This is a genomic window from Paenibacillus sp. FW101-FHT12H11 (assembly GCF_058790355.1).
In genome coordinates, this window is the sequence record NZ_JBYTCO010000001.1 from 1,094,711 (window position 1) to 1,114,703 (window position 19,993).

Genomic DNA, 19,993 nt, shown 5'->3' on the forward strand with positions numbered 1-19,993 from the left:
TACAAAGGAGAATCTGCTATGTCTTTGAACACGAACCAAACCATCATCGGACAGTTGCATTCCAGTCCGGTCATTCGCCGTCATCCGGCTAATCCGTTGCTATCGCCGAAGGATGTACCTTACGGTCCGGCGATGGTGTTTAATGCGGGTGTTGCCAAATACGAAGGGAAATACGTAATGGTATTCCGCAATGATTACGGCAATGCCGCAGCGGAAACCATCGAGCCTGCCAGCACAACGAACCTGGGGCTGGCATTTAGCGATGACGGTGTACATTGGAATGTGCAGCCGCAACCAGTCTGGTCATGGAACGATGAAGAAGTCGTTCGCGTTTACGATCCGAGATTAACCGTTATCGACGGCAGATGTTATATGTGCTTTGCGGTTGATACGAAGCATGGAGTACGAGGCGGCATTGCCGTCACGGACGACTTCAACCGCTTTGACGTGCTCAGCATGTCCGTGCCGGATAACCGGAACATGGTGCTGTTTCCGGAACGAATCGGCAGCAAGTACGTTCGGTTAGAACGACCGTTCCCGGTATACGGGCGCGGCGGCGTTGACCGTTTTGATACGTGGCTGAGTGACTCGCCCGACCTGCGCTATTGGGGCAACTCTAAGCTCGTGCTCGGCGTGGAGGATGTGCCGTTCGCCAACGATAAAGTCGGCCCGGGTGCGCCGCCGATTAAGACCGCGAAGGGCTGGCTGACGACGTTCCATGCCGTTGATATTGACCGCGCGCGCGGCAAAAACGGTTGGGAGCCGACGTGGAAAAAACGCTATTCAGCCGGCATTATGCTTCTCGATCTCGATGACCCGAGCCGAATTGTGGGCATGAGTAGGACGCCGCTGCTTGCTCCGGAAGCGGAGTACGAGACGTCCGGCGGGTTCCGCAACGATGTGATTTTCCCGGGTGGCATGATTTTGGAGCCTTCAGGTGAAGTGAAGATTTATTATGGTGCGGCAGATACGGTGGAATGCTTGGCGACCGCCGATGTGGACGATTTGCTCCGTCTGTGCTTGTAGGCGAGTCTAACTAAGTATATGGATAAACAAAGGCAGGTGTGGTGAAATGACTCTGAAGGCGCAAAAATTAGCTTTTGAATCGGCAAAAAAGATATATGAAAGTGCAGCTTTGGTATTTCATGGCGTGGACGGTTTTGATGTCTACAATGTTTCTATTCCGTTCATTCGCGATGGAAAACGTTATTTGTTCGGGCGGATAGAACGTCGCGAGGAATGGGCGCGCTCTTGGGTCCGCCTATTTGAGGAGACGGGGCAGGATGAATGGGCTGTAGTGAAAGACAGCATGATCTATACGCTGGAAGATCCTTATGTTACTGAAATCGGTGAAGAGTTGGTCATGGGCGGGACTCATGTGCAATATGAGCGTGGCAAATACAGCACATTTTTCGGATATTTCTTCCGGGGCACTGATCTGAACAATTTGTACTATTTCACTACCGGACCTAACAAAATGAAGGATATTCGTCTTGTTCCGCTGCAGGACGGCAAGATCGGCGTGTTCTCGCGCCCTCGCAGAGCAGATATGAGTGTCAAATACGGAAGCGAATCCATGATTGGTTTCACGGTCATTGACAGTCTGGAGGAGCTGACTGCGGAAGTTATCGAAAACGCACCGTACATTTACGGCATTTTTGGGAAAGGCGAATGGGGAGGCGTTAATCAGGCTTATCTGCTTGATAGCGGTAAAATTGGCGTCATCGGCCACATTTGCTACAAGGATAAGGATGAGAACGGAGGGGAAGTGAAGGTGTACCTGAACATGGCCCTCGTCTTCGATCCAACTACCCGGGAGTCATCCAACCTTCATTTGATCGGAAGCCGTTCCTGCTATCCTCCGGGACCTGCCAAGACGCCGCAGTTGGTCGACTGCGTGTTTGCTTCTGGAATTGCCATGCGACCTGACGGGAAAGCCGATCTTTACAGCGGCATTGGCGACTGCCACACGGGGCGTATTACGATTGACTATCCATTTGAGGGATATGGGCGTATTGTTTAGATGTATTAAAAGTCTTAATTGCTGCTGATCAGGCCAGCTGGTATGCTTTGTTCAATCGTTCGGTCTATAGCCTTCTATTAAAGTTAATTGGCGTTTTAGCTTTAATAGGAGGCTTTGTTAAAATCTAAGTATGGAATCGAATCTACTCAAACAAATATTTTTCGTTGTAAAGACGGCTGTGCAGCAAAGTTGAAGGGCTACGTTGCAGTAAATACAACGTAATGGTGTGGTCAGACCGCGATTGCGGTCTTTCGTTGCACATCATACAACCATTTGTTGCAAAAGGTGAATTGTAAGCGTTTTAAATGCAACAATCGTTGTATAAAGTGCAATATAGAGGCGAAGTGAGGCTCCTTTACGGCCAAATGGTTGCGCAAAATACAACATAGCTGTCACAGTCGCTGCCATCGCTCCAGCGGTTCCTCTCTGAGGGGAACTACAGGTCCCTATTCCATCGAAATAGGCTCCTCGTCACGTGGAGGGGAACTGACGTCCTCTATTTGTCCGTTTTCTTGAAGAAATCGGGTTAGGCGGTCAAATAGGGCCTTGCAGTTCCGCTTGAACGCGGAAACGGGCTTAATTTGTTAGAATAGTGCCCTGTAGTTCCTCCAAGTGGCCAGCTAGTGTTAACTCTCTTATGAGGATGCCCCTTCCGCCAAATGTCTCAGTAAAGCGTACTGGCAGTAATTCAAATTTTCCTACTTCGCCGCAAATCGCCGAGCAAATGCCACGCACAACACCACACCCATATTGACCATAAAGACAGGCCATCCAATGGACTCGTGCAATAATAAAGCGGATAATAAAAGACCAAAGAAAGGCTGAAGGAGCTGCAACTGCCCGACGGCTGCTATTCCCCCTAGAGCAAGACCGCGATACCAAAAAACGAAACCGATGAGCATGCTGAATAAAGAGACGTAAGCAAGGCTCAAGAGAGACGTAACACTGGTACTAGACCAAGAATCCGGTTTGAAATAAAACGAAAGCAGCGCCATAACGGGAAGCGACAAGATAAGCGCCCAAGAGATCACCTGCCATCCCCCTAATCTCCGAGAGAGTCTAGCCCCCTCCGCATAACCGTAACCACACGCGATAATAGACGCCAGCATGAGCCCGTCACCAATAAACGAAGAGGAAGCCCCATTTGTTAAAGCGAATCCTACGACAAGGAAGCTGCCCAAGACGGATAGCATCCAGAAGATCGGTCGTGGACGTTCACCGCCTCGCCATACACCGAAAATCGCTGTCGATAGAGGCAGAAGCCCCACATAGATAATCGCGTGCGAGGCCGTAACATATTGGAGCGCTAGGGCAGTCAGCAGGGGGAACCCTACAACCACACAAAGCGCTATTAACAATAGAGGAACGATATCGCTTTTGATAGGCCGTTGCTGCCTGAAGATGAGGAGTAATACGCCTGCCAATACACCAGCTATGGCGGCTCGGCATACGGTGAGAAACAAAGGATGGAAATCCATGACGGCCAAACGTGTTGCCGGCAATGATCCACTGAAGATAAGTACGCCTAACATTCCGCTAAACCAGCCATTTGCCGTTTTATTCATTTTAAATCACCTCGAATAGATCTTTTACTTGGTGATTTGTATTATATTAGGTACAATGGGCAGTGTACACTGAGGTTATTTCAGTTTGTATGGGTACAGATTTTGTTTGGAGGTGCATGTATGACAAGTAAAAAGGAATCCATCATACAGAGCATCCGCTCTGACATCGTGGGTGGTCTCATTAAACCAGGCCAAAAACTGCCGTCAATCCGGAAGCAGAGCGAGAAATATGATTGCAGCCTTAACACCATCATTAGCGTGTATCAGGAACTTGAAAACAAAAATCTGGTTTATTCCCGTCCGAAGAGCGGTTACTTTGTTGTTGCCCAAGAAGGGCTGCTTCCTTTGATTCAAACAAAACGAATCGATTTTGCCTCCGCTGCTCCAGATCCATCCTCGATCTCACAAAGTGACTTTCGTCAATGCATGAACAAAGCGATGGATCTATTTGAGGATTCGATTTTCACGTATCCCGATCCGCAAGGTTTACTTTCGCTTCGCCAAGAGATTGTGAAACTGTTTCAACAGCAGCAGGTGTTCGCTTCCGAACAGCAAATTTTTGTCTTCTCAGGCGCGCAGCAAGCTCTTCATCTTCTATCCGGGATGCCTTTTCCTAACGGAAAAACGAACATTCTGGTTGAGCAACCAACCTATTGGGGGATGCTGGCTGCATTAAAAGCCCAAAAGCAAACGGTCATCGGCATCGAAAGAACGCCTGACGGGATGGACTGGGCAGCCTTGGAGCGCCATTTTCAAAGCAATATGATCAAGTTCTTTTATACCATTCCGCGGTTTCATAATCCGTTAGGCACTTCTTATACGCAAGAAGAGAAGCAGAGACTAGCAGAGCTTGCCAAAACTTACGACGTTTATATCGTTGAGGATGATTATCTTGCTGATCTGGAAACAAATTCGAAAGCTGATCCAATTCGCGCTTATCATGGCGCCAGTCATGTGATTTATCTGCGAAGTTTTTCCAAAGTGATGCTGCCTGGTTTAAGGCTTGCGGCGGCAGCGGTGCCGGATTCGTTAATTCCTTTGCTCCACTTGCATAAACAAACCGCGGATCTGAGCACCTCTGTTCTTTCTCAAGGTGTATTGGAGATTTACATGAAGTCCGGGATGTATGCGCATCATGCCAAGCAAATGAAATCTTTGTACCATCATCGCATCAAAACATTAGGTGAAATTGCAAAGCGACTATTGCCACGGGAATCTTTATATTCCGTACAGTCTAGCGGAGGGGTTTTCGCTGCAATACGCCTTCCGGGCTCTCATACAGAAGAAATGGTGAGGCGGTTGGAAATTCGGGGAGTTGATGTGGTGCCTTCCGATCAGCAGTATCTTTCTTCTTATCCGAAAATGAACTTGCTGCGGCTTAGCATCATACGGACGGATGAACAGGATATGGAAGAGGGCATTCGCATCATTGCCGAGGAAGTGGAGCGTGCCCAACCTATAAGCAGTTCCCCTAAGCCATTCGCATGGATTTGAGAACTTTTGAGCACTTCCTAAGAATCGAGGCGTAAGAAACATGCAAATACGAGAGTTAAAAAAGAAGGAACAACCGCCATTAGAGCTGCTATTGTTAGCGGATCCCTCACAGAAGCTTGTCGAAGGCTATCTTCAAAGAGGGCAATGCTTTATTGGCTTATTGCATGAGCAGATTGTAGGTGTCTATGTGTTGCTGCCAACAAGACCCGATACAGTAGAGTTAGTAAATGTAGCAGTAGATGAACGGCATCATGGCAAAGGATTCGGAAAACAGCTAGTGAAGCATGCCATACAAACTTCCACGGGACTCGGATTTAAAACCATCGAGGTAGGCACCGGAAATTCGAGCGTCGGGCAGCTGGCCCTTTATCAGAAATGCGGTTTTAGAATAACGGGCATAGACAAAGACTTTTTTATTAGACATTATGAGGAAGAAATTATTGAAAATGGGATACAAGTCATCGATATGATTCGGTTATCTCAAGATTTATAAAGGCTAGATGGCTCCATCTAGCCTGCTTCCTCTCTGGTGACCAACACTTTGTTCTCCCAGGCCCTGCTTTTCCAGCGGAATAATAAGAGAAGTCCCCGCAAGCCTTCATCCATGATGAATACGCCCCACATCCCTACGAGTCCGTACCCTAGACGAATGCCTACCCAATAGGTCAACGGGACACACAGTCCCATGATGACACCCACGCCAATAAGAAGAATGAATCGCGCATCACCGGCAGCCCTGAGGGCTTCACCTATCACAATGTTCAGACAGCGTATAGGCTCGAGAAGGAAACCAAATGTCAGTAAAAACGCCCCCAGTGTAATGATTTCGACGTTATCCGTAAACATACCGATCAACTGTTTTCTGAACAAAACGGTTAAGGTCACCGCGGCAAGTGAAAGCAGTAAGCTGAGCAGCAAGCTGCGAAACAACTGCCTGTAAGCCTCCTCCTTTTCCCCGGCGCCGACGAGTCGGCCGATAATAATTTGAGTTCCCCGTCCAAGGGAGATGGCCAGCACCATAATGAATGTCATGATATTTTGGGTATAAATCCGGGTGGAAAGCATCTCAGCGCCCAGCTGCGTGATGAAATAGGTCGTCATCAGTTGGCTGATCGAATAGACGAGGGAGCCCCCGGCTGTCGGAATCCCGATGGTCAAGATTTTTTTTAGATCTGCGAATCTAGCTTTGTAGAAATTGCTGAAGGATAAATTCAATCGAACGATTTTCCTTAAAATGATGCTGTACACCAGGAGTCCAATGAATTGGCTGACGATTGCTGAGATCGCCACACCCGGCACGCCAAGTTTGGGAAAGCCGAAAGGGCCGAAAACAAATAAAATACTGCCCGTCAAATTGACGAGGTTAACGCCTAAGCTGACCGCCATTGTATATCTTGTGTACCCATGCACCTGCGTGATAGATGCAATGGTCAGATTAACGGCCTGAATAAATAAAGAGCCGCCTACGATTGAGAAGTAGATGCGGGCCTGCTCCAGTGCAGCTGGCTCCAACCCGAAGGGCTGCAGCAGCTGTCTACTGAAGCATACGATACACAGGCTGACCAGAAAGCCGAACAGGAAATTAAGCGCGATGGCTCCAGCGGCAAACTTCTTGACGTCTCTGCTTTTATTCGCGCCCAAACATTGTGAAATCACGATGGCTGAACCGGTTGAGATGACTTGCAACAGCAAAAATAAAAAAATAATGAGCTGATTGCTGACGCCAACCGCTGCAACGGCTTCATCCGAAATATGACTCACGATGAACGTATCCGAAGTTCGCATAAACACTTGCAAGGATGATTCAATAAATAAAGGCCACGTAATGGCAAATAGGCCTAGTCTTTTTGGAGTGGTCATGGCTAGAAGAGCTCCTTCGATGCTGCGCAATATGAATCTTCTCTTTATCTTGGGGGATGATGAAACCGTTTTCTTTGCAAAATGTGGGCAAATCATTGCTTATATTGACTCCGTCAAAGAAGAATATTGCGTGTTAATGATTTATTAACATAATCCATAGTGGTATGATAATCGCAACCATTTTGTAAAGGGAGGAATCCAATATGGTACAAATCGTTGTTGCTGAAGATGAACTATGGTTGCGCAGTGAGCTGGTTGAAATGATCGAGCAAATCGGTGAAGGTTTCGAGATTGTCGGTGAAGCCATGGACGGCGAGGATGCTTGGAATATGATTCACGAGCTGTGGCCTACGATACTTGTGACTGACATTCGGATGCCGAGACGGGACGGTTTAGAGCTCATTCGTGATATAGAGGAGGCGGGGCTTCCTATCGTTTCAATCATTGTAAGCGGTTATGACGATTTTTCTTATGCTCAGCAAGCCGTACGGTACGGCGTTTCGGAATATTTGCTGAAGCCGCTTATGAAGGAAGAACTCGAGGATGCGCTGCATCGGTCGCTGAACCGGATGGCTATGTTTAAAGAGATGCAAGGTTATCTTAAGCAAATCGTAAGCTTTCTTGAGCAGATGCATGAATGGGATGCGAAGAAACGGCTTGCCAAGCTGACGAGCATACTGAATGAAATTCGCAAGCTGCAATCGGCTCGCCCGGGAACACGTAGAACGATATTGGAGATTTTTGCGGGAAAATTAACGGAATTGATTAAGGGAGATAAGATGAGCTGCGAGTTGCCTGCTCGACCAGCTTGGGATCATCATGACGACATTTTGCGTTATTTTCAAAACCTGCTGGAGACGTTGACTCTGCAGTCCAATCAATCGGCTAACGCAGAAATACGCGCTGTCATCCGTAAGGTGACTGAATATATTGAAAGCCATTACATGCAGCAGCTAACATTGGTCAAAATAGCTCGGGTTGCGAATTTGAGCCCGTCTTACTTCGGTTATTTATTCAAGCAGCATACGAATCAATCATTCGTTAACTATCTGAACGGTGTCCGCATTCAGAAAGCGAAGGCGCTCCTGGTGGAGGATGACATTAAAGTTTATGAGGCCGCTGAGATGGTTGGATTTATTTCACTTCCCTATTTCAATAGAGTGTTCAAGGCATTGACGGACATGACGCCGAATGATTTTCGGAAAGGAATGGGTTTGTAACGTGCAGCTAAAAACGAAAATGCATTCGATTAAAACACGTATGACAATTGGCTTTTTATTGCTCAACCTGCTGTCGTTGCTTGTTGTCCTGCTGATATCGAATCAAGGATTTCAAAAAGTGATTGAGCGTGAATTTGTGGACGCATCCAATGATGCCGCTTCGCGGTTCAGCTTCCGAATGAACGATTATATCGAGCAAATCATTCAGACATCTGCGCCTATGCCTGCGAATGCACAATTCCAAGCGTTTCTGCGCGGCCAGTCCTTATTGCCGGAGCAAACTGAAGCAATTGAGAAAGAAATGCGCAAGTTTACTGCAATGAACCACCCGGAAATCGTCGGTATGTTTCTGATGTCCACGAATAACCAGATGGTGTCGATGAACAGCTTTTTTTATTCGCAGTCGTCCTATTACTGGCGGGAGCCGTGGTTTTCGCTCGATTATGACCAACAGATCCAAATCATTCCTACTCATTTGACCAACTATCCGCAACAACCCAGATATGCGGTGATTTCTATTGTTAAGCCCGTCTACGACACCGTGACGATGGATATTATCGGCAGGTTCGTCATTGATGTGATGCCCAAATACATCAGTGCTTCCTTCGGAGACGTGCGGATCGGAGATACGGGTTACTTCTTTGTCGTATCGCCGGATGATACCATCATTTACCATCCGAATGACGAATGGCTTGGCATCCCTAGGGCTAATACGCCACTGTCCAGTCTCCAGCTGAATGAAGGGAACGAAACTTTTAATCAGAATTGGAATGGGCAAAATTGGCTGATATCCGTTAACAAAACGAACCGGATGAACTGGCACGTCGTTTCCATGGTGCCTAAAAGTGAGCTGGAAGTGGGAGCCAAAGCTGTGGAGCGGTCGATTATTATCGCGTTTCTAGCCGTAGCCATCATTATTGTGACGATTATTCCGCTCATGACTAGTCGGTTTGTCAAACCGGTTATTACCTTGCGAAATTTAATGGCGAAAGTGTCGACCGGTGATTTGAATGTCCGGGCGTACCTATCCAATCAGCAGGATGAAATGCAGAGTCTGAATGTGGGCTTCAACCACATGGTTTCTAGGTTGGACCAATTGATGACGACGGTCACCAATCTTCAAATGAAAGAGATGAAGCTAGAGCTTAAGCAAAAAGAAGCCTTGATTCGGGCTTTGCAAAATCAAATAAATCCCCATTTGTTATACAACACGTTGGGGATTATCAAAAGTATGGCTTTTCTAGAAAATGTGCCACGAATTGAGACAATCTCGCGCAATTTAGCCGACGTTTATCGTTATACGGCAAGATTCGAAAACGAAGAGGTCACCCTTCACGACGAGCTGAAGATTATGGCGAAATATTTGGAAATCGTGAAGCTCCGTTTTCCTATGTCGTTTATCCGTACCATCTCGGTGAATGAGAAGTTTTACGATTGCTTGTGCATGAAGTTGACGTTGCAGCCAATCGTAGAAAATGCCGTCAAATATGCCATTGAACCCAATGGCGGAGAAGGGACGATCATCATCAACGCTTTTGAAGAAAGTGGAGATCTGATCTTGGAAATTGCGGATAATGGGAAAGGAATTCCCGAGGCTCAGCTAGAGGACATTCAAGATTTGCTGCGCAAGGAGTCTGAGAGTCCCAACGGCTTCCCGTCTGCCAGCGGCTCATTAGGTCTCTCCAACGTACATGCCCGGCTTGTTCTGCGATATGGCCGTAAGTACGGGATTCGAATTGATTCGTTTCCAGGACAAGGAACGGTTGTATCCATTCGATTACCCTATCGTAGAATAGCAGACGCAGGATAGATTCGTGAAATTGGATAGGAAATCGTGAAAACGGATAAGGAGCGTTTTTCTCTTCTGCTCTATACTGAGGATGTAAAAACTTACTTGACGAGTATGAGGGGGAGCAAAGCATGAGGAAAATGTTGACGCTTTCAATGTCAATGATTGTAATAGCAGCTGGGCTGGTAGGCTGCAGCACTAGCAAAGGAACTGTCGGCAAAGAGGAGTTTACTCAGCCAACGGCCAAACAGAATGCGAATGTGGATGACGGTTCGGAGAAAATGGATATCACGATGCTCGTCAGCACAGCTGCCGGCGGTGGCTGGCCGGAGAACCATCCCATGATTAAGAAATTGAATGAAAAGCTGAACATCAATTTGAAGTTCCAATGGGTGCCTGGGGATAACTATGAAGAGAAAATCAATGTAATGGCAGCCTCGAACGCATTTCCTGACATCTTCCAAATCTGGAATGCAACTTCGTACAATAAATGGCAGGAGAAAGGTGTCTTTCTCGACTTGAAACCACTGCTCTCGCAGTACCCGAACTTGACAAAAGAGATCCCGGAACACGATCTGCAAATGATGAATCCGAAGGATCATATCTATGGCTTGCCGATGTATGCGCCAAGCTTCCGAAGCAATTTATCGATTCGCAAAGATTGGTTGGATAAATTGAATTTAAAGATGCCTACAACGGTAGATGAGTTCTACGATGTAGGCAAAGCGTTCGCTGACAGGGATCCGAACGGCAACGGGAAGAAAGATACGATTGGCTTCAGTATGACTGTTGGTGTCAACGGCGGCTTAGGAAACATTGATTACTTGAAAGGCGCTTTCGGACTGGCGAATAACTGGAAGACAGTAGACGGCAAGCTTGTACCGATGCAATCGCAAGCGAAGGAATGGAAAGATCTTGCCGGATTCCTGCGCAAAGCGTATGCGGAAGGCGTGTTGGATAAAGATTTTGCCGTAAATAAAGAACGAGATCCGTGGAATAAATTGGAGGCAAACACGAACGGGATGGCGGAGGTTAATCCGAATGAGTTGTATACAATTAGCCTGCCAAGTGTTCAAAAGCTCGACCCGAAAGCGGACATTGTCCAGCTTGCACCACCGAAAGGACCGACAGGATTACAATTTGCTAATACGGTGATCAGTACGACGAAGATTGTCGTGAATGCCAAAGTCGATGTGAAAAAGCAGCAGCGAATTTTGAAGTTACTCGATTACATGCTTTCGGATGAGGGATATACGTTAATCAAGAACGGTATTGAAGGTGTGGATTACAAAAAAGAAGGCGACAAATTCACTGTGCTTCCAGCCTTTACTACGAATCGTCCGCAAATATTGTCTACGTGGTTTATCCGTCGCTATGATCCGGGCATCCAGATTCGCCTATGGGATGACAAAGCTTATGCGGACAAGGTTCTTACCTGGTTTAAAAATACAGAACCCTACCGATACGATAATCCTGGGGCAGGTCTTGTCTCGGAAACGCAGACGAAGGTCGGCAGTGAACTGGAGAAAAAGTTTACAAATGCCATTGTCAAAGTGATTGTCGGTCAAGAGCCTGTAGAAAGCATCGATAAAGCGGTCGAGCAGTGGAAATCAGGCGGCGGCGACCAAATTACGAAAGAGATCAATGACATTTATGCAAAAATGAAGTAGATCTTCTACTGGGGAAACCACGGTTTCGTGGTTTCCTTCTTTGTTAAACAGAGACTTATCCTTATGGAAGGAGGAGCGACAATGACGGCAACCAAGAAACTGCTCCGCCGTGGATTACCGCTTTATGCGATGATTGCACCGGGCGTGCTTTTTTTCATCCTATTTCGTTACTTACCAATGTTCGGCGTCGCCATTGCCTTTCAGGACTATGATCCATTTGATGGCTTCCTGCATAGTGATTGGGTCGGCTTAGAGCATTTCCGCCGCCTATTTACGGAGGCTGATTTTTGGTTCTTGATGCGCAACACGTTGATCATGAGTTCTTTGAATTTATTTCTCTTTTTTCCGGCTCCAATCATTGTAGCGCTGCTGCTGAACGAAGTCAGATTGAAGGCCTACCGCCAATCGGTGCAGACCATTACGTATTTACCTCATTTTCTGTCCTGGGTTGTCGTTGTCAGTATGACCGTAATCTTGTTCTCAACCCAAGACGGAGCGTTGAATAAGCTGCTCATTTCCTGGGGCTGGGAGCGGTTCGATCTGTTAACGAATCCCGAATATTTCCGGTTCATGTATTTGATTCAAAATATTTGGAAAGAGACCGGCTGGAGTGCAATCATTTTTCTGGCGGCACTTGCTTCTGTAGATCCGACCTTGTTCGAGGCGGCAGTCGTAGATGGCGCAAGCCGATGGAAGCAAATGCTGAATATAAGTCTTCCGGCACTCAAATCCGTCATCTTCATCATGTTTATTTTACGGCTTGGGCAGGTGCTGGATATTGGCTTTGAACACGTGTTATTGCTGCAAAATCCGCTTAATATGGACGTTTCCGATGTTTTTGATACGTATGTATATCGGTCGGGTATCCTCTCGGCACAATTCAGCTTTACAACGGCAGTGGGGTTATTCAAATCAGCTATCGGCCTTGTGCTTGTGATTACGGCGAACGCGCTGGCGAAGCGCTTTGGGGAAGAGGGGGTATACTGATGGCTGCCAAAGGAACCGATCGGCTGTTTGTTTGGATCGTATACACTTTATTAGCGTTCGCATCGCTGCTTGTTATTGTGCCTTTCATTTATGTTGTGGTCGTTTCGTTTGCTACAAAACATGAAGTGTTAGCAAGAGGATTCTTCTTATTTCCAAAGGAATGGACGCTCAACTCCTACCAGTTTCTGCTGCGGGAGCAAAACTTCATCACTTCTTTTAAAAATTCGCTCGTGATTACGATTATAGGAACGGCGATTAATATCACGATGACCAGTTTGATGGCATATGGCTTATCGAAGGCTTGGTTACCCGGACGTAAAACCATCAATTTTCTAGTGCTTGTCACCATGCTGTTTAGTGGCGGGATTATCCCGACCTACCTGGTCATCAAGGCGTTCGGACTTTTGGACAGCTATAGTTCACTCTGGCTCTCTGGGGCGATTGCGCCGTTTCATTTGATTGTGATGAGGAGTTTTTTCCAAAACTTCCCGGCCGAACTGGAAGAATCATCGCGAATGGATGGCTGCGGGGAACTTCGTTTGTTCTGGCAAATTGTACTGCCGCTTTCGATGCCGGCGGTGGCGACGTTCACTCTATTTTATATGGTTCAAAATTGGAACACGTATTTCTCGGCATTGTTGTATTTGAACGATACGCAGATGTGGCCTCTTCAAGTCTATTTAAGGCAAATGCTTATTGAATCCAGTGATTCCTCAATGATGCTTGTCGTTGAAGGCTTCGAGTACGGTCCACCGGTCAAAATGGCTGCTGTCGTCATCGTTGCGGCACCGATGCTGCTCGTCTACCCATTCATGCAAAAACATTTTAACCAAGGAATGCTGTTAGGTTCCGTTAAAGGCTGAATATAAATAGCTACAAAGCACGAACAAAAAACGATGAGGAGTTGGGGATCAAATGAGTAAGGAAAACCAAAATATCTTATTGATTTTGACCGATCAGCAACGTGTGGATACATTAAAGGCTTACGGCGGAAAGGTGTGCCAAACACCCAATCTCGATCAGTTATCGGAAGATAGTATTGTATTTACGAATGCCTATACGAGTTGTCCGATTTGTACCCCGGCAAGATCCTCTTTGCAAACCGGGTATTACCCGTTTAATGTGGGCATGCAGGCGAACTCATATGGATCGCATTGCTTGATCAGGGAGCTGCCGGATCATCCGGACCTGCTCAGCCGACAATTGCAGAAGCAAAATTACAGTGTTGGTTATACCGGAAAATGGCACTTGGGTCAAGGCAATGATTCCGCAGAAACGAAACATTACTTGAGCCAGGGCGAGCATGTCATTCAATTTCCGGAGTTTAAATACGATATGCGTTCACTCCCTTCGGATGTAGGGTATGAAGCGGACGATTTCCCGGGTCATGGGATTGGCGGTTATCACTATAAACAGTTCAAGGACTACTTGGAAGAAAATAACCTCTCGTTCGAGACGAAAAATAAGTTATCCGGCAATTTCGATGTTCATACCGCTGCGGAAGTGGTCTCACCTATTGAATCGACGGTGGAGTACTATTTGACAGAACGGGCTATTCATTACATGGATCGATTCCGTAAACGTTCGAAGCCGTTCTTTTTTGCGCTTAACTACTGGGGACCGCATGAGCCATATATGGCACCGACCAAGCATCTCGATCTGTACCGTGACATGGAACTGGAGCCTTGGCCTAATTTTTATGATGAGGGGCATAAGAAACCGTCGATCCATAAAGCGAAAAGCGCGAAATCGAAGGAATGGGAAGCTTTTGCTCCATATGTGAAGCATTATTATGGCTTTATGAGCTCTATTGATGAGCAAATTGGTCGAATCATCGCTTATTTAAAAGAGCATGATCTTTATGACAATACGACGATTATTTTTTCGGCGGATCATGGCGAATCACTGGGTATTCATGGCGGATTAAGCGATAAAGCATTTTTCATGTATGAGGAAACATGCCGTATTCCTTTATTTGTAAAGCCGGCAGGAGAAAGCGTGCACCGTGCAGAAAATCACTTTGTTGGCACATGCGATCTGTATGCGACCATTCTTGAGTTGGCCGGTGTAGAGCGGGAAAAAGCGGAGAACCGGGATGGACGTTCGTTTGCGCCTATGCTGCGTAATGACAATGAGCCTTTGGCTTCATGGCCGGATTGTGTTGTAACGGAATGTTCAGGACTTGAGAGCGTGATGTATACGCAAAGAATGATTCGTTATGAAAAGATGAAGTATGTGTTTAATTGCGGTGACCTCGATGAGCTCTATGATTTAAGCAAGGACCCTTACGAATTGGAAAATCTGATTGATCATGCTGACTATGCGGAGAAACTGCGTTTCCTTAGATTAAGGCTGGCGGATTGGATGGTTCAGCATAGAGACGGAGCCTTGAAAATATTTAAGCGCATGCGGGATCTCCCTTAGAAAGATGAATGAAAGGCAAATTTGGGGAAGGTTGGTGCTGCATCATGCAGGCTAAAAGACCGAATGTCGTTTTTCTTATTTCAGACGATCATCGCGATGAGGCGATAGGTGCTTTCGGAAACGCGGTTCTACAGACTCCCGTATTGGATGGATTAGCGGATAGTGGCGTCTCGTTCAGGAATACTCATATTTTCGGCGGATTAACGGGAGCTGTCTGTGCCCCAAGCCGGGCGTGCGTTAATACGGGAAAATCCATTTTTCACACCATGGTCGGACAGGAACTGCACAAATGTGTGCACTCTTCAGACATTCGTCCCGACATCAAATTAATGCCTCAAACGCTGCGGGAATCGGGTTATTACACGCATGCGGTCGGCAAATGGCATAACGACAAAGCGAGTTTTGCGAGAAGCTTTGATGGCGGTGACAAGCTGTTTTTTTACGGCATGAGCCCGCATACCCAAGTGCCTGTCCAAGACTTCGATCCAACGGGCGCGTATGCTAAGGAGCGGGAATATATCGAAGAAACGTTCTCGACGCAATTATTCACCGATGCCGCCGTGCAGTTTGTTGAAGCCTATGAGGACGAGAGCCCGTTCTACCTGTATGTGGCGTATACGGCACCTCATGATCCACGAACAGCGCCGGAGCCTTATGCTTCCATGTATCATCGGGACGATATTCCGCTGCCTGCTAACTTTAGCCAGGAACACCCTTTTGACAATGGAGAAATGTCAGTTCGTGATGAGAAGTTGGCCTCTCTGCCTCGGGATGGGGAGGAAATTCGCCAGCATATCGCAGATTATTATGCGATGATCACTCACATGGATGCGGAGATCGGGCGGATCGTGGAAGCTCTGAAAGTGAAGGGCATCTATGAGAACACGCTTATCGTGTATACCGCAGATCATGGGTTAGCCCTTGGGCAGCACGGTATAATGGGGAAACAGAATCTGTATGAACATAGCGTTCGAATTCCCCTCATTATGTCTGGGCCTGGCCTGCCGCAAGGCAGACAGCTCACGGGACTTTCCAGTAATATTGATATTTTCCCGACGGTGGCTGCAATGACTGATGTGGAGCTTCCGGAAGGAACGGAGGGCCTATCATTGCTCCCGCTCGTCTCAGAGGAAGGGGATTCCATCCGAGACGTTGTATGTTCGGTGTACAAAGATGTGCAGCGCATGGCGATGGATGGGGAGTGGAAGCTCATTCGTTACTACCGTTCGCCCCTTACGGGATTAGGAACCAATCGCGTACAGTTATTTAATCTGATTGACGACCCTTGGGAAACGACGGATTTATCCAACGATGCGATCGGCGAAGAACCGATGGAACGGCTTAATGCTGCACTCGAGGACTGGATGCGAGTGACCGGCGACTTTCTCGCAGGCAGCCCTGGTTCGCTAATTGATTAAAGCTCTAGTTCGGATAGGCTCGGATACTTTATTCCACTTTCTCGTAAGAAACTCGATGATCTCTGCTCTTCCTACAGGGAATTCGACTCGGTTCCGCCAGCGGCAATCCTCGGTGTAGTCTAGTGCGACCAGTTGAGGATTGCGTGTATTCCAGTCATCTTCAGCTTTTCGAACTTTAGCCGTTGCCGTTTCCAATGTAAATGGTGTTAAAAAAATTCGCATACAAGTTCTCCTTTGTAATATTCCCTTCTCAAAAGGGGGCATAGTCATATGTGCCAGTATATGTGGCTGTGATTTAGGTGTGTGACATTAAAACCTCTTATTCTTCTTCCGAGTGAAGGTGAATGGGAGGTTTTTTTGGTGATGCTAGTGCTCCCGCATGGGGTGAGGGAACTAGAGTCCGTTATTTTACTGAAAAGGCACCTCTTTCACTTGCAGGGGGAACTGCGGTCCGCTATTTTGCCCAATTCTGTCGGAAAACGTGCTGTGGCGGCCAAATAAGAGCCTGTAATTCCCCTCCAATGAGGAAATAGCTTGTTTTGCTACAAATAGAGGACTCCGGCTCCCCTCCAATCAAGAGTTAACGGAAATCTTAATTCTCGCTAACTTCCTTGTGATATAATGGGAGAAAAAATGGTAGGGAGCGGTTTGATGAAGCATTCATACTCGCCCGGCGAACTGAAACAGGAAATTATTAAGATCTATAATTCTATCAATCAGGAAATATTCGGAACCGGCATCAAATCGCAAAAGGTTGACATCTCCGGGGACAAGGTGTTTATTTTTGCCACGCACAAGCGTATACCAGCTTTGAAAATATTGGATGGTTCCAATCGGAGTTTGACCGCTAGCGTGGACATTCTGCTTATGGAAGCCAACAAGCGCATGCTCAAGCAGCAGATTGAGAGTAAGCTTGGCCTGGAGGTTAAGCTGGTGCTCAAGGATTATGACCCTGAAACGGAATTATCGGGTACTGTGATTTTGTTTAAAGAGCCTTTGGAATAGTTGTGTTATATAACATGACGTGAATTGGCGTTTTGAATGGAGGTTTTCAACTTTTCATTGACATTAACTTTATTTGTTGTTATATTTACTGACATAAATATCCGGAAAATATTTTTGTATACAATGTGCAATTATCAGAGTATTTTTCGCAAATTTATGCTATGATGGCAGTGTAAGCGTTTTACAGGAGGAAGCATTAAGGGTCGAATCCTTGTGTGAACAAGAGATCAGATGCCATAGTGCTGCTCTTTACAAGCCTATTTTCATGCAGGTGCTAAGGAGCTCCGATTTCTGGAGAGCTTTACGACCGCTACTAATGACACTATCGGATTCTTTAAGTCCGTATGCTCATAAGTAGCGGTTATTTGTTATTTGGCAAGTTAGAAAAAGCATCAGGAGAAAGGAAGGGCACAAATGAAGCAAATCCAAAAGCAATCGGATGTAGGACAAGTACTTGAGGCACTGAATACCATTTCTAGAGGCAGGATGGTGATGGATTGGAATGAGATTACTTCGGGAACGAACCCGTACGTTGTTATGAAAACCTCGAATATCCCGGGCAAAAGCGTCATTGAAATTCCTGGTCTCATTTTCGGCGATAAAAAGCAACCGGTCAAGAAAATCGGTGTGGGCATGACCCTGACCGAATCGGTGATCGAGCTGGCCTCAGCTATGAAACTTGACCTCATTGTTGTGCATCATCCCGTAGCAGACGCCGCCAGCTCAGGGGGAGTGCCATTCTCGGATTATTTGCCTTTATACAATTTGGCTCTGATCGAAATGCACGAAGCGTTCCACGGACTGCATCCCGGCATGACATTTCTGCATGGTCATCGCAAATTGAAGACGGACATTGCTTTCGGCGGCGTTCCGGGCAACATTTTACATAAGGGAATAGCTTTGGATGGGATTAAGACGGCGGGGGACATCCTGGAACGTATCCATCGTTTGATGGGGAGAGAAATGGATGGTGACATTCTTGAAGCAGAACGGGCGATTCGCGGAGAGCATTCCCTGCAAGAAGCGACGCTTGCGAATCCGGCACAGCTGCTAAGCGGCACGGTGAATAGTCCCGTAGAGCATGTCCTGCACTTTTTTCCGCATACCGGATTTTCCATGAGCAATCTGGAAACGGCCTTGGATATGTATCCCGAGACCGATACCATTATTGCGAGCATCAGCCGGGTGAGAGATGATCATGCTTTTGTTGACCTGGCCAAACGGCGTGGGCTTAATTTTATCGTCGGCAATTCGCATTCCGTTGAACTTATGGAGAATGGGCTTCCACTCGCGTATGCCTTAGAAATGCTGCTCCCCGATGTTGAAGTATTTTTACTCAGAGAGCGTATAACCGCTGTTCCCCTGAAGGATGTAGGACACAAGGTGATGGTTGATTATGGGAAAGAAATGGCGGAGACACATTTGGTGACAAAACAGCCCCAGGCTGTACAATTCCTATAAACATTTTTGAAAGGATGATTGCTCATGCTAAAAATGAAGAAAACCGCCATTATTTTATTTGCCGCTATGCTCCTGACAGCTGCCACTGGATGTAGCTCGACAACGTCTTCGACAACTGCGCCAGCCGCAGCAGCGGACAAGAAGAAAGAGGAAGCTCTGCAAACCGTCAAGTTTTCTGAGGTTATCCGTTCCGTTTTTTATGCGCCGCATTACATTGCTATGGAAAAAGGATTTTTTAAAGAGGAAGGGCTGAACGTGGATATGAATACCGCGCAAGGCTCGGACAAAGGAGCGGCTGCACTGATCGCCGGCGTTGCCGATATTTCGCTTGTCGGGCCCGAGACTGCCATCTACATTTATAACCAAAAAGGAGATAAGACACTTAAAATCTTTCACCAACTCACGATGAAGGATGGCTCTTTTTTACTCTCGCGCAATAAGGTAGATAATTTCAAATGGAGTGACTTGGGAGGCAAGTCGGTGATTGGCTGGAGGCCTGGCAGTGCACCGCAAATGGTGCTGAACACGAAATTGACGCAAGAGAAGGTTGCTCAGACGGACGTTGTGACGAATATCGCCTCGACGGCCATGGCGGGAGCTTTCACAAGCGGCAAAGGGGATTACATTCAAGTCTTCGAGCCTATCGCGTCCAGCTTGGTGAAGGAAGGTAAAGCTCATTATGTTGCTTCGGTTGGACAAGATTTTGGTGCTTTCCCTGAAACTTCTTATGTGGCCACCTCCGATTACATAAAGAAAAACCCTGTCATTATCCAGAAATTCGTCAATGCCGTAGCCAAAGGTCGAGCATGGATGCAAACCGCATCTCCGGACGATATCGCTAACTCATTGATGCCGTTTTTTGATGGAACGCCCAAAGATATTATTATTCAATCGGTTGATCGGTACATGAAGCAGGATACTTGGCCGGCCGTGCCGGAATTGAATGCCCAGCAATTTGACACGCTGCAAAAGGTGCTGATCGAGAACGGTGTGCTGAAACCTGAACAGAAAGTAGCTGACATCGACGCCGTTGTGGATATGAGCTTTGTGAAAAAAATCGGGAAGGCGGAATAGACA

19 protein-coding genes are annotated in these 19,993 nt (G+C 46.9%); 16 read left to right on the top strand and 3 right to left on the bottom strand.

What is annotated here, in order from left to right:
- Window positions 1-18: 18 nt before the first annotated feature.
- Both AC3WTJ_RS04595 and AC3WTJ_RS04600 read left to right on the top strand, forming a co-directional pair.
- Entirely contained in the window at window positions 19-1,026 is a 1,008-nt protein-coding gene (locus AC3WTJ_RS04595) for a glycoside hydrolase family 130 protein (RefSeq protein WP_492520778.1), read from the top strand.
- Between the two features lie 46 nt (window positions 1,027-1,072).
- Complete coding sequence (locus AC3WTJ_RS04600; protein ID WP_492520779.1) at window positions 1,073-2,023, top strand: DUF1861 family protein; 951 nt, start codon at window positions 1,073-1,075, stop codon at window positions 2,021-2,023.
- 698 nt (window positions 2,024-2,721) lie between these two features.
- Here AC3WTJ_RS04600 and AC3WTJ_RS04605 read toward each other — a convergent pair.
- Entirely contained in the window at window positions 2,722-3,588 is an 867-nt protein-coding gene (locus AC3WTJ_RS04605; protein WP_492520780.1) for a DMT family transporter, read from the bottom strand.
- 120 nt (window positions 3,589-3,708) lie between these two features.
- Here AC3WTJ_RS04605 and AC3WTJ_RS04610 point away from each other — a divergent pair, with 120 nt between their 5' ends.
- Both AC3WTJ_RS04610 and AC3WTJ_RS04615 read left to right on the top strand, forming a co-directional pair.
- Window positions 3,709-5,082, top strand: a complete 1,374-nt coding sequence (locus tag AC3WTJ_RS04610; protein WP_492520781.1) for an aminotransferase-like domain-containing protein — start codon at window positions 3,709-3,711, stop codon at window positions 5,080-5,082.
- A 40-nt stretch (window positions 5,083-5,122) separates the two neighbouring features.
- The gene (locus AC3WTJ_RS04615) at window positions 5,123-5,575 is read left to right on the top strand and encodes a GNAT family N-acetyltransferase (RefSeq protein WP_492520782.1); all 453 of its coding nucleotides are present in this window, start codon (window positions 5,123-5,125) and stop codon (window positions 5,573-5,575) included.
- 17 nt (window positions 5,576-5,592) lie between these two features.
- Here AC3WTJ_RS04615 and AC3WTJ_RS04620 read toward each other — a convergent pair whose 3' ends face one another.
- Entirely contained in the window at window positions 5,593-6,942 is a 1,350-nt protein-coding gene (locus tag AC3WTJ_RS04620) for an MATE family efflux transporter (protein ID WP_492520783.1), read from the bottom strand.
- On the opposite strand from AC3WTJ_RS04620, the gene AC3WTJ_RS04625 reads away from it, so the two are divergent.
- From AC3WTJ_RS04625 to AC3WTJ_RS04660, 8 genes are all read left to right on the top strand, one after another.
- Window positions 6,941-7,090: a hypothetical protein gene (locus AC3WTJ_RS04625; protein ID WP_492520784.1), complete on the top strand. Its 150-nt coding sequence runs from the start codon at window positions 6,941-6,943 to the stop codon at window positions 7,088-7,090. The two genes, AC3WTJ_RS04620 and AC3WTJ_RS04625, sit on opposite strands and share 2 nt — an antisense overlap.
- Before the next feature lie 55 nt (window positions 7,091-7,145).
- Complete coding sequence (locus AC3WTJ_RS04630; RefSeq protein ID WP_492520785.1) at window positions 7,146-8,162, top strand: response regulator transcription factor; 1,017 nt, start codon at window positions 7,146-7,148, stop codon at window positions 8,160-8,162.
- A gap of 1 nt (window position 8,163) precedes the next feature.
- On the top strand, window positions 8,164-9,972 hold the full coding sequence (locus AC3WTJ_RS04635; RefSeq protein WP_492520786.1) for a sensor histidine kinase: 1,809 nt from the start codon (window positions 8,164-8,166) through the stop codon (window positions 9,970-9,972).
- A gap of 110 nt (window positions 9,973-10,082) precedes the next feature.
- Window positions 10,083-11,621 (top strand): extracellular solute-binding protein, encoded by a 1,539-nt coding sequence (locus tag AC3WTJ_RS04640; RefSeq protein WP_492520787.1) that lies wholly within the window; start codon window positions 10,083-10,085, stop codon window positions 11,619-11,621.
- A gap of 81 nt (window positions 11,622-11,702) precedes the next feature.
- A complete protein-coding gene (locus tag AC3WTJ_RS04645) occupies window positions 11,703-12,608 on the top strand; it encodes an ABC transporter permease (protein WP_492520788.1) in 906 nt (301 codons plus the stop codon).
- Complete coding sequence (locus AC3WTJ_RS04650; protein WP_492520789.1) at window positions 12,608-13,471, top strand: carbohydrate ABC transporter permease; 864 nt, start codon at window positions 12,608-12,610, stop codon at window positions 13,469-13,471. The genes AC3WTJ_RS04645 and AC3WTJ_RS04650 overlap by 1 nt, the downstream gene beginning before the upstream one ends.
- 52 nt (window positions 13,472-13,523) lie before the next feature.
- A complete protein-coding gene (locus AC3WTJ_RS04655) occupies window positions 13,524-15,032 on the top strand; it encodes a sulfatase-like hydrolase/transferase (RefSeq protein ID WP_492520790.1) in 1,509 nt (502 codons plus the stop codon).
- 44 nt (window positions 15,033-15,076) lie between these two features.
- Window positions 15,077-16,450 (top strand): sulfatase family protein, encoded by a 1,374-nt coding sequence (locus AC3WTJ_RS04660; protein ID WP_492520791.1) that lies wholly within the window; start codon window positions 15,077-15,079, stop codon window positions 16,448-16,450.
- On the opposite strand, the gene AC3WTJ_RS04665 is transcribed toward AC3WTJ_RS04660, so the two are convergent.
- On the bottom strand, window positions 16,439-16,672 hold the full coding sequence (locus AC3WTJ_RS04665) for a DUF1348 family protein (RefSeq protein WP_492520792.1): 234 nt from the start codon (window positions 16,670-16,672) through the stop codon (window positions 16,439-16,441). The genes AC3WTJ_RS04660 and AC3WTJ_RS04665 overlap by 12 nt on opposite strands.
- A gap of 138 nt (window positions 16,673-16,810) precedes the next feature.
- On the opposite strand from AC3WTJ_RS04665, the gene AC3WTJ_RS04670 reads away from it, so the two are divergent.
- The 4 genes from AC3WTJ_RS04670 (at window position 16,811) to AC3WTJ_RS04685 (ending at window position 19,990) form a co-directional block, all read left to right on the top strand.
- On the top strand, window positions 16,811-16,951 hold the full coding sequence (locus AC3WTJ_RS04670) for a hypothetical protein (RefSeq protein ID WP_492520793.1): 141 nt from the start codon (window positions 16,811-16,813) through the stop codon (window positions 16,949-16,951).
- 150 nt (window positions 16,952-17,101) lie between these two features.
- Complete coding sequence (locus tag AC3WTJ_RS04675) at window positions 17,102-17,455, top strand: Na-translocating system protein MpsC family protein (RefSeq protein ID WP_127455782.1); 354 nt, start codon at window positions 17,102-17,104, stop codon at window positions 17,453-17,455.
- 414 nt (window positions 17,456-17,869) lie between these two features.
- Window positions 17,870-18,916, top strand: coding sequence for a Nif3-like dinuclear metal center hexameric protein (locus AC3WTJ_RS04680; protein WP_492520794.1), 1,047 nt, complete (start codon window positions 17,870-17,872; stop codon window positions 18,914-18,916).
- Window positions 18,917-18,940: 24 nt separating this feature from the next.
- Window positions 18,941-19,990 (top strand): ABC transporter substrate-binding protein, encoded by a 1,050-nt coding sequence (locus AC3WTJ_RS04685; RefSeq protein ID WP_492520795.1) that lies wholly within the window; start codon window positions 18,941-18,943, stop codon window positions 19,988-19,990.
- Window positions 19,991-19,993: the final 3 nt, after the last annotated feature.

Bases quoted from the DNA above. Each gene is read 5' to 3' on its own strand.
- AC3WTJ_RS04655 (WP_492520790.1), top strand. From the start codon at position 13,524: ATGAGTAAGGAAAACCAAAATATCTTATTGATTTTGACCGATCAGCAA.
- AC3WTJ_RS04595 (WP_492520778.1), top strand. From the start codon at position 19: ATGTCTTTGAACACGAACCAAACCATCATCGGACAGTTGCATTCCAGT.
- AC3WTJ_RS04675 (WP_127455782.1), top strand. From the start codon at position 17,102: ATGAAGCATTCATACTCGCCCGGCGAACTGAAACAGGAAATTATTAAG.
- AC3WTJ_RS04685 (WP_492520795.1), top strand. From the start codon at position 18,941: ATGCTAAAAATGAAGAAAACCGCCATTATTTTATTTGCCGCTATGCTC.
- AC3WTJ_RS04600 (WP_492520779.1), top strand. From the start codon at position 1,073: ATGACTCTGAAGGCGCAAAAATTAGCTTTTGAATCGGCAAAAAAGATA.
- AC3WTJ_RS04665 (WP_492520792.1), bottom strand. From the start codon at position 16,672: ATGCGAATTTTTTTAACACCATTTACATTGGAAACGGCAACGGCTAAA.
- AC3WTJ_RS04650 (WP_492520789.1), top strand. From the start codon at position 12,608: ATGGCTGCCAAAGGAACCGATCGGCTGTTTGTTTGGATCGTATACACT.
- AC3WTJ_RS04680 (WP_492520794.1), top strand. From the start codon at position 17,870: ATGAAGCAAATCCAAAAGCAATCGGATGTAGGACAAGTACTTGAGGCA.
- AC3WTJ_RS04645 (WP_492520788.1), top strand. From the start codon at position 11,703: ATGACGGCAACCAAGAAACTGCTCCGCCGTGGATTACCGCTTTATGCG.
- AC3WTJ_RS04620 (WP_492520783.1), bottom strand. From the start codon at position 6,942: ATGACCACTCCAAAAAGACTAGGCCTATTTGCCATTACGTGGCCTTTA.
- AC3WTJ_RS04660 (WP_492520791.1), top strand. From the start codon at position 15,077: ATGCAGGCTAAAAGACCGAATGTCGTTTTTCTTATTTCAGACGATCAT.
- AC3WTJ_RS04615 (WP_492520782.1), top strand. From the start codon at position 5,123: ATGCAAATACGAGAGTTAAAAAAGAAGGAACAACCGCCATTAGAGCTG.
- AC3WTJ_RS04640 (WP_492520787.1), top strand. From the start codon at position 10,083: ATGAGGAAAATGTTGACGCTTTCAATGTCAATGATTGTAATAGCAGCT.
- AC3WTJ_RS04630 (WP_492520785.1), top strand. From the start codon at position 7,146: ATGGTACAAATCGTTGTTGCTGAAGATGAACTATGGTTGCGCAGTGAG.
- AC3WTJ_RS04625 (WP_492520784.1), top strand. From the start codon at position 6,941: ATGGCTAGAAGAGCTCCTTCGATGCTGCGCAATATGAATCTTCTCTTT.
- AC3WTJ_RS04605 (WP_492520780.1), bottom strand. From the start codon at position 3,588: ATGAATAAAACGGCAAATGGCTGGTTTAGCGGAATGTTAGGCGTACTT.
- AC3WTJ_RS04610 (WP_492520781.1), top strand. From the start codon at position 3,709: ATGACAAGTAAAAAGGAATCCATCATACAGAGCATCCGCTCTGACATC.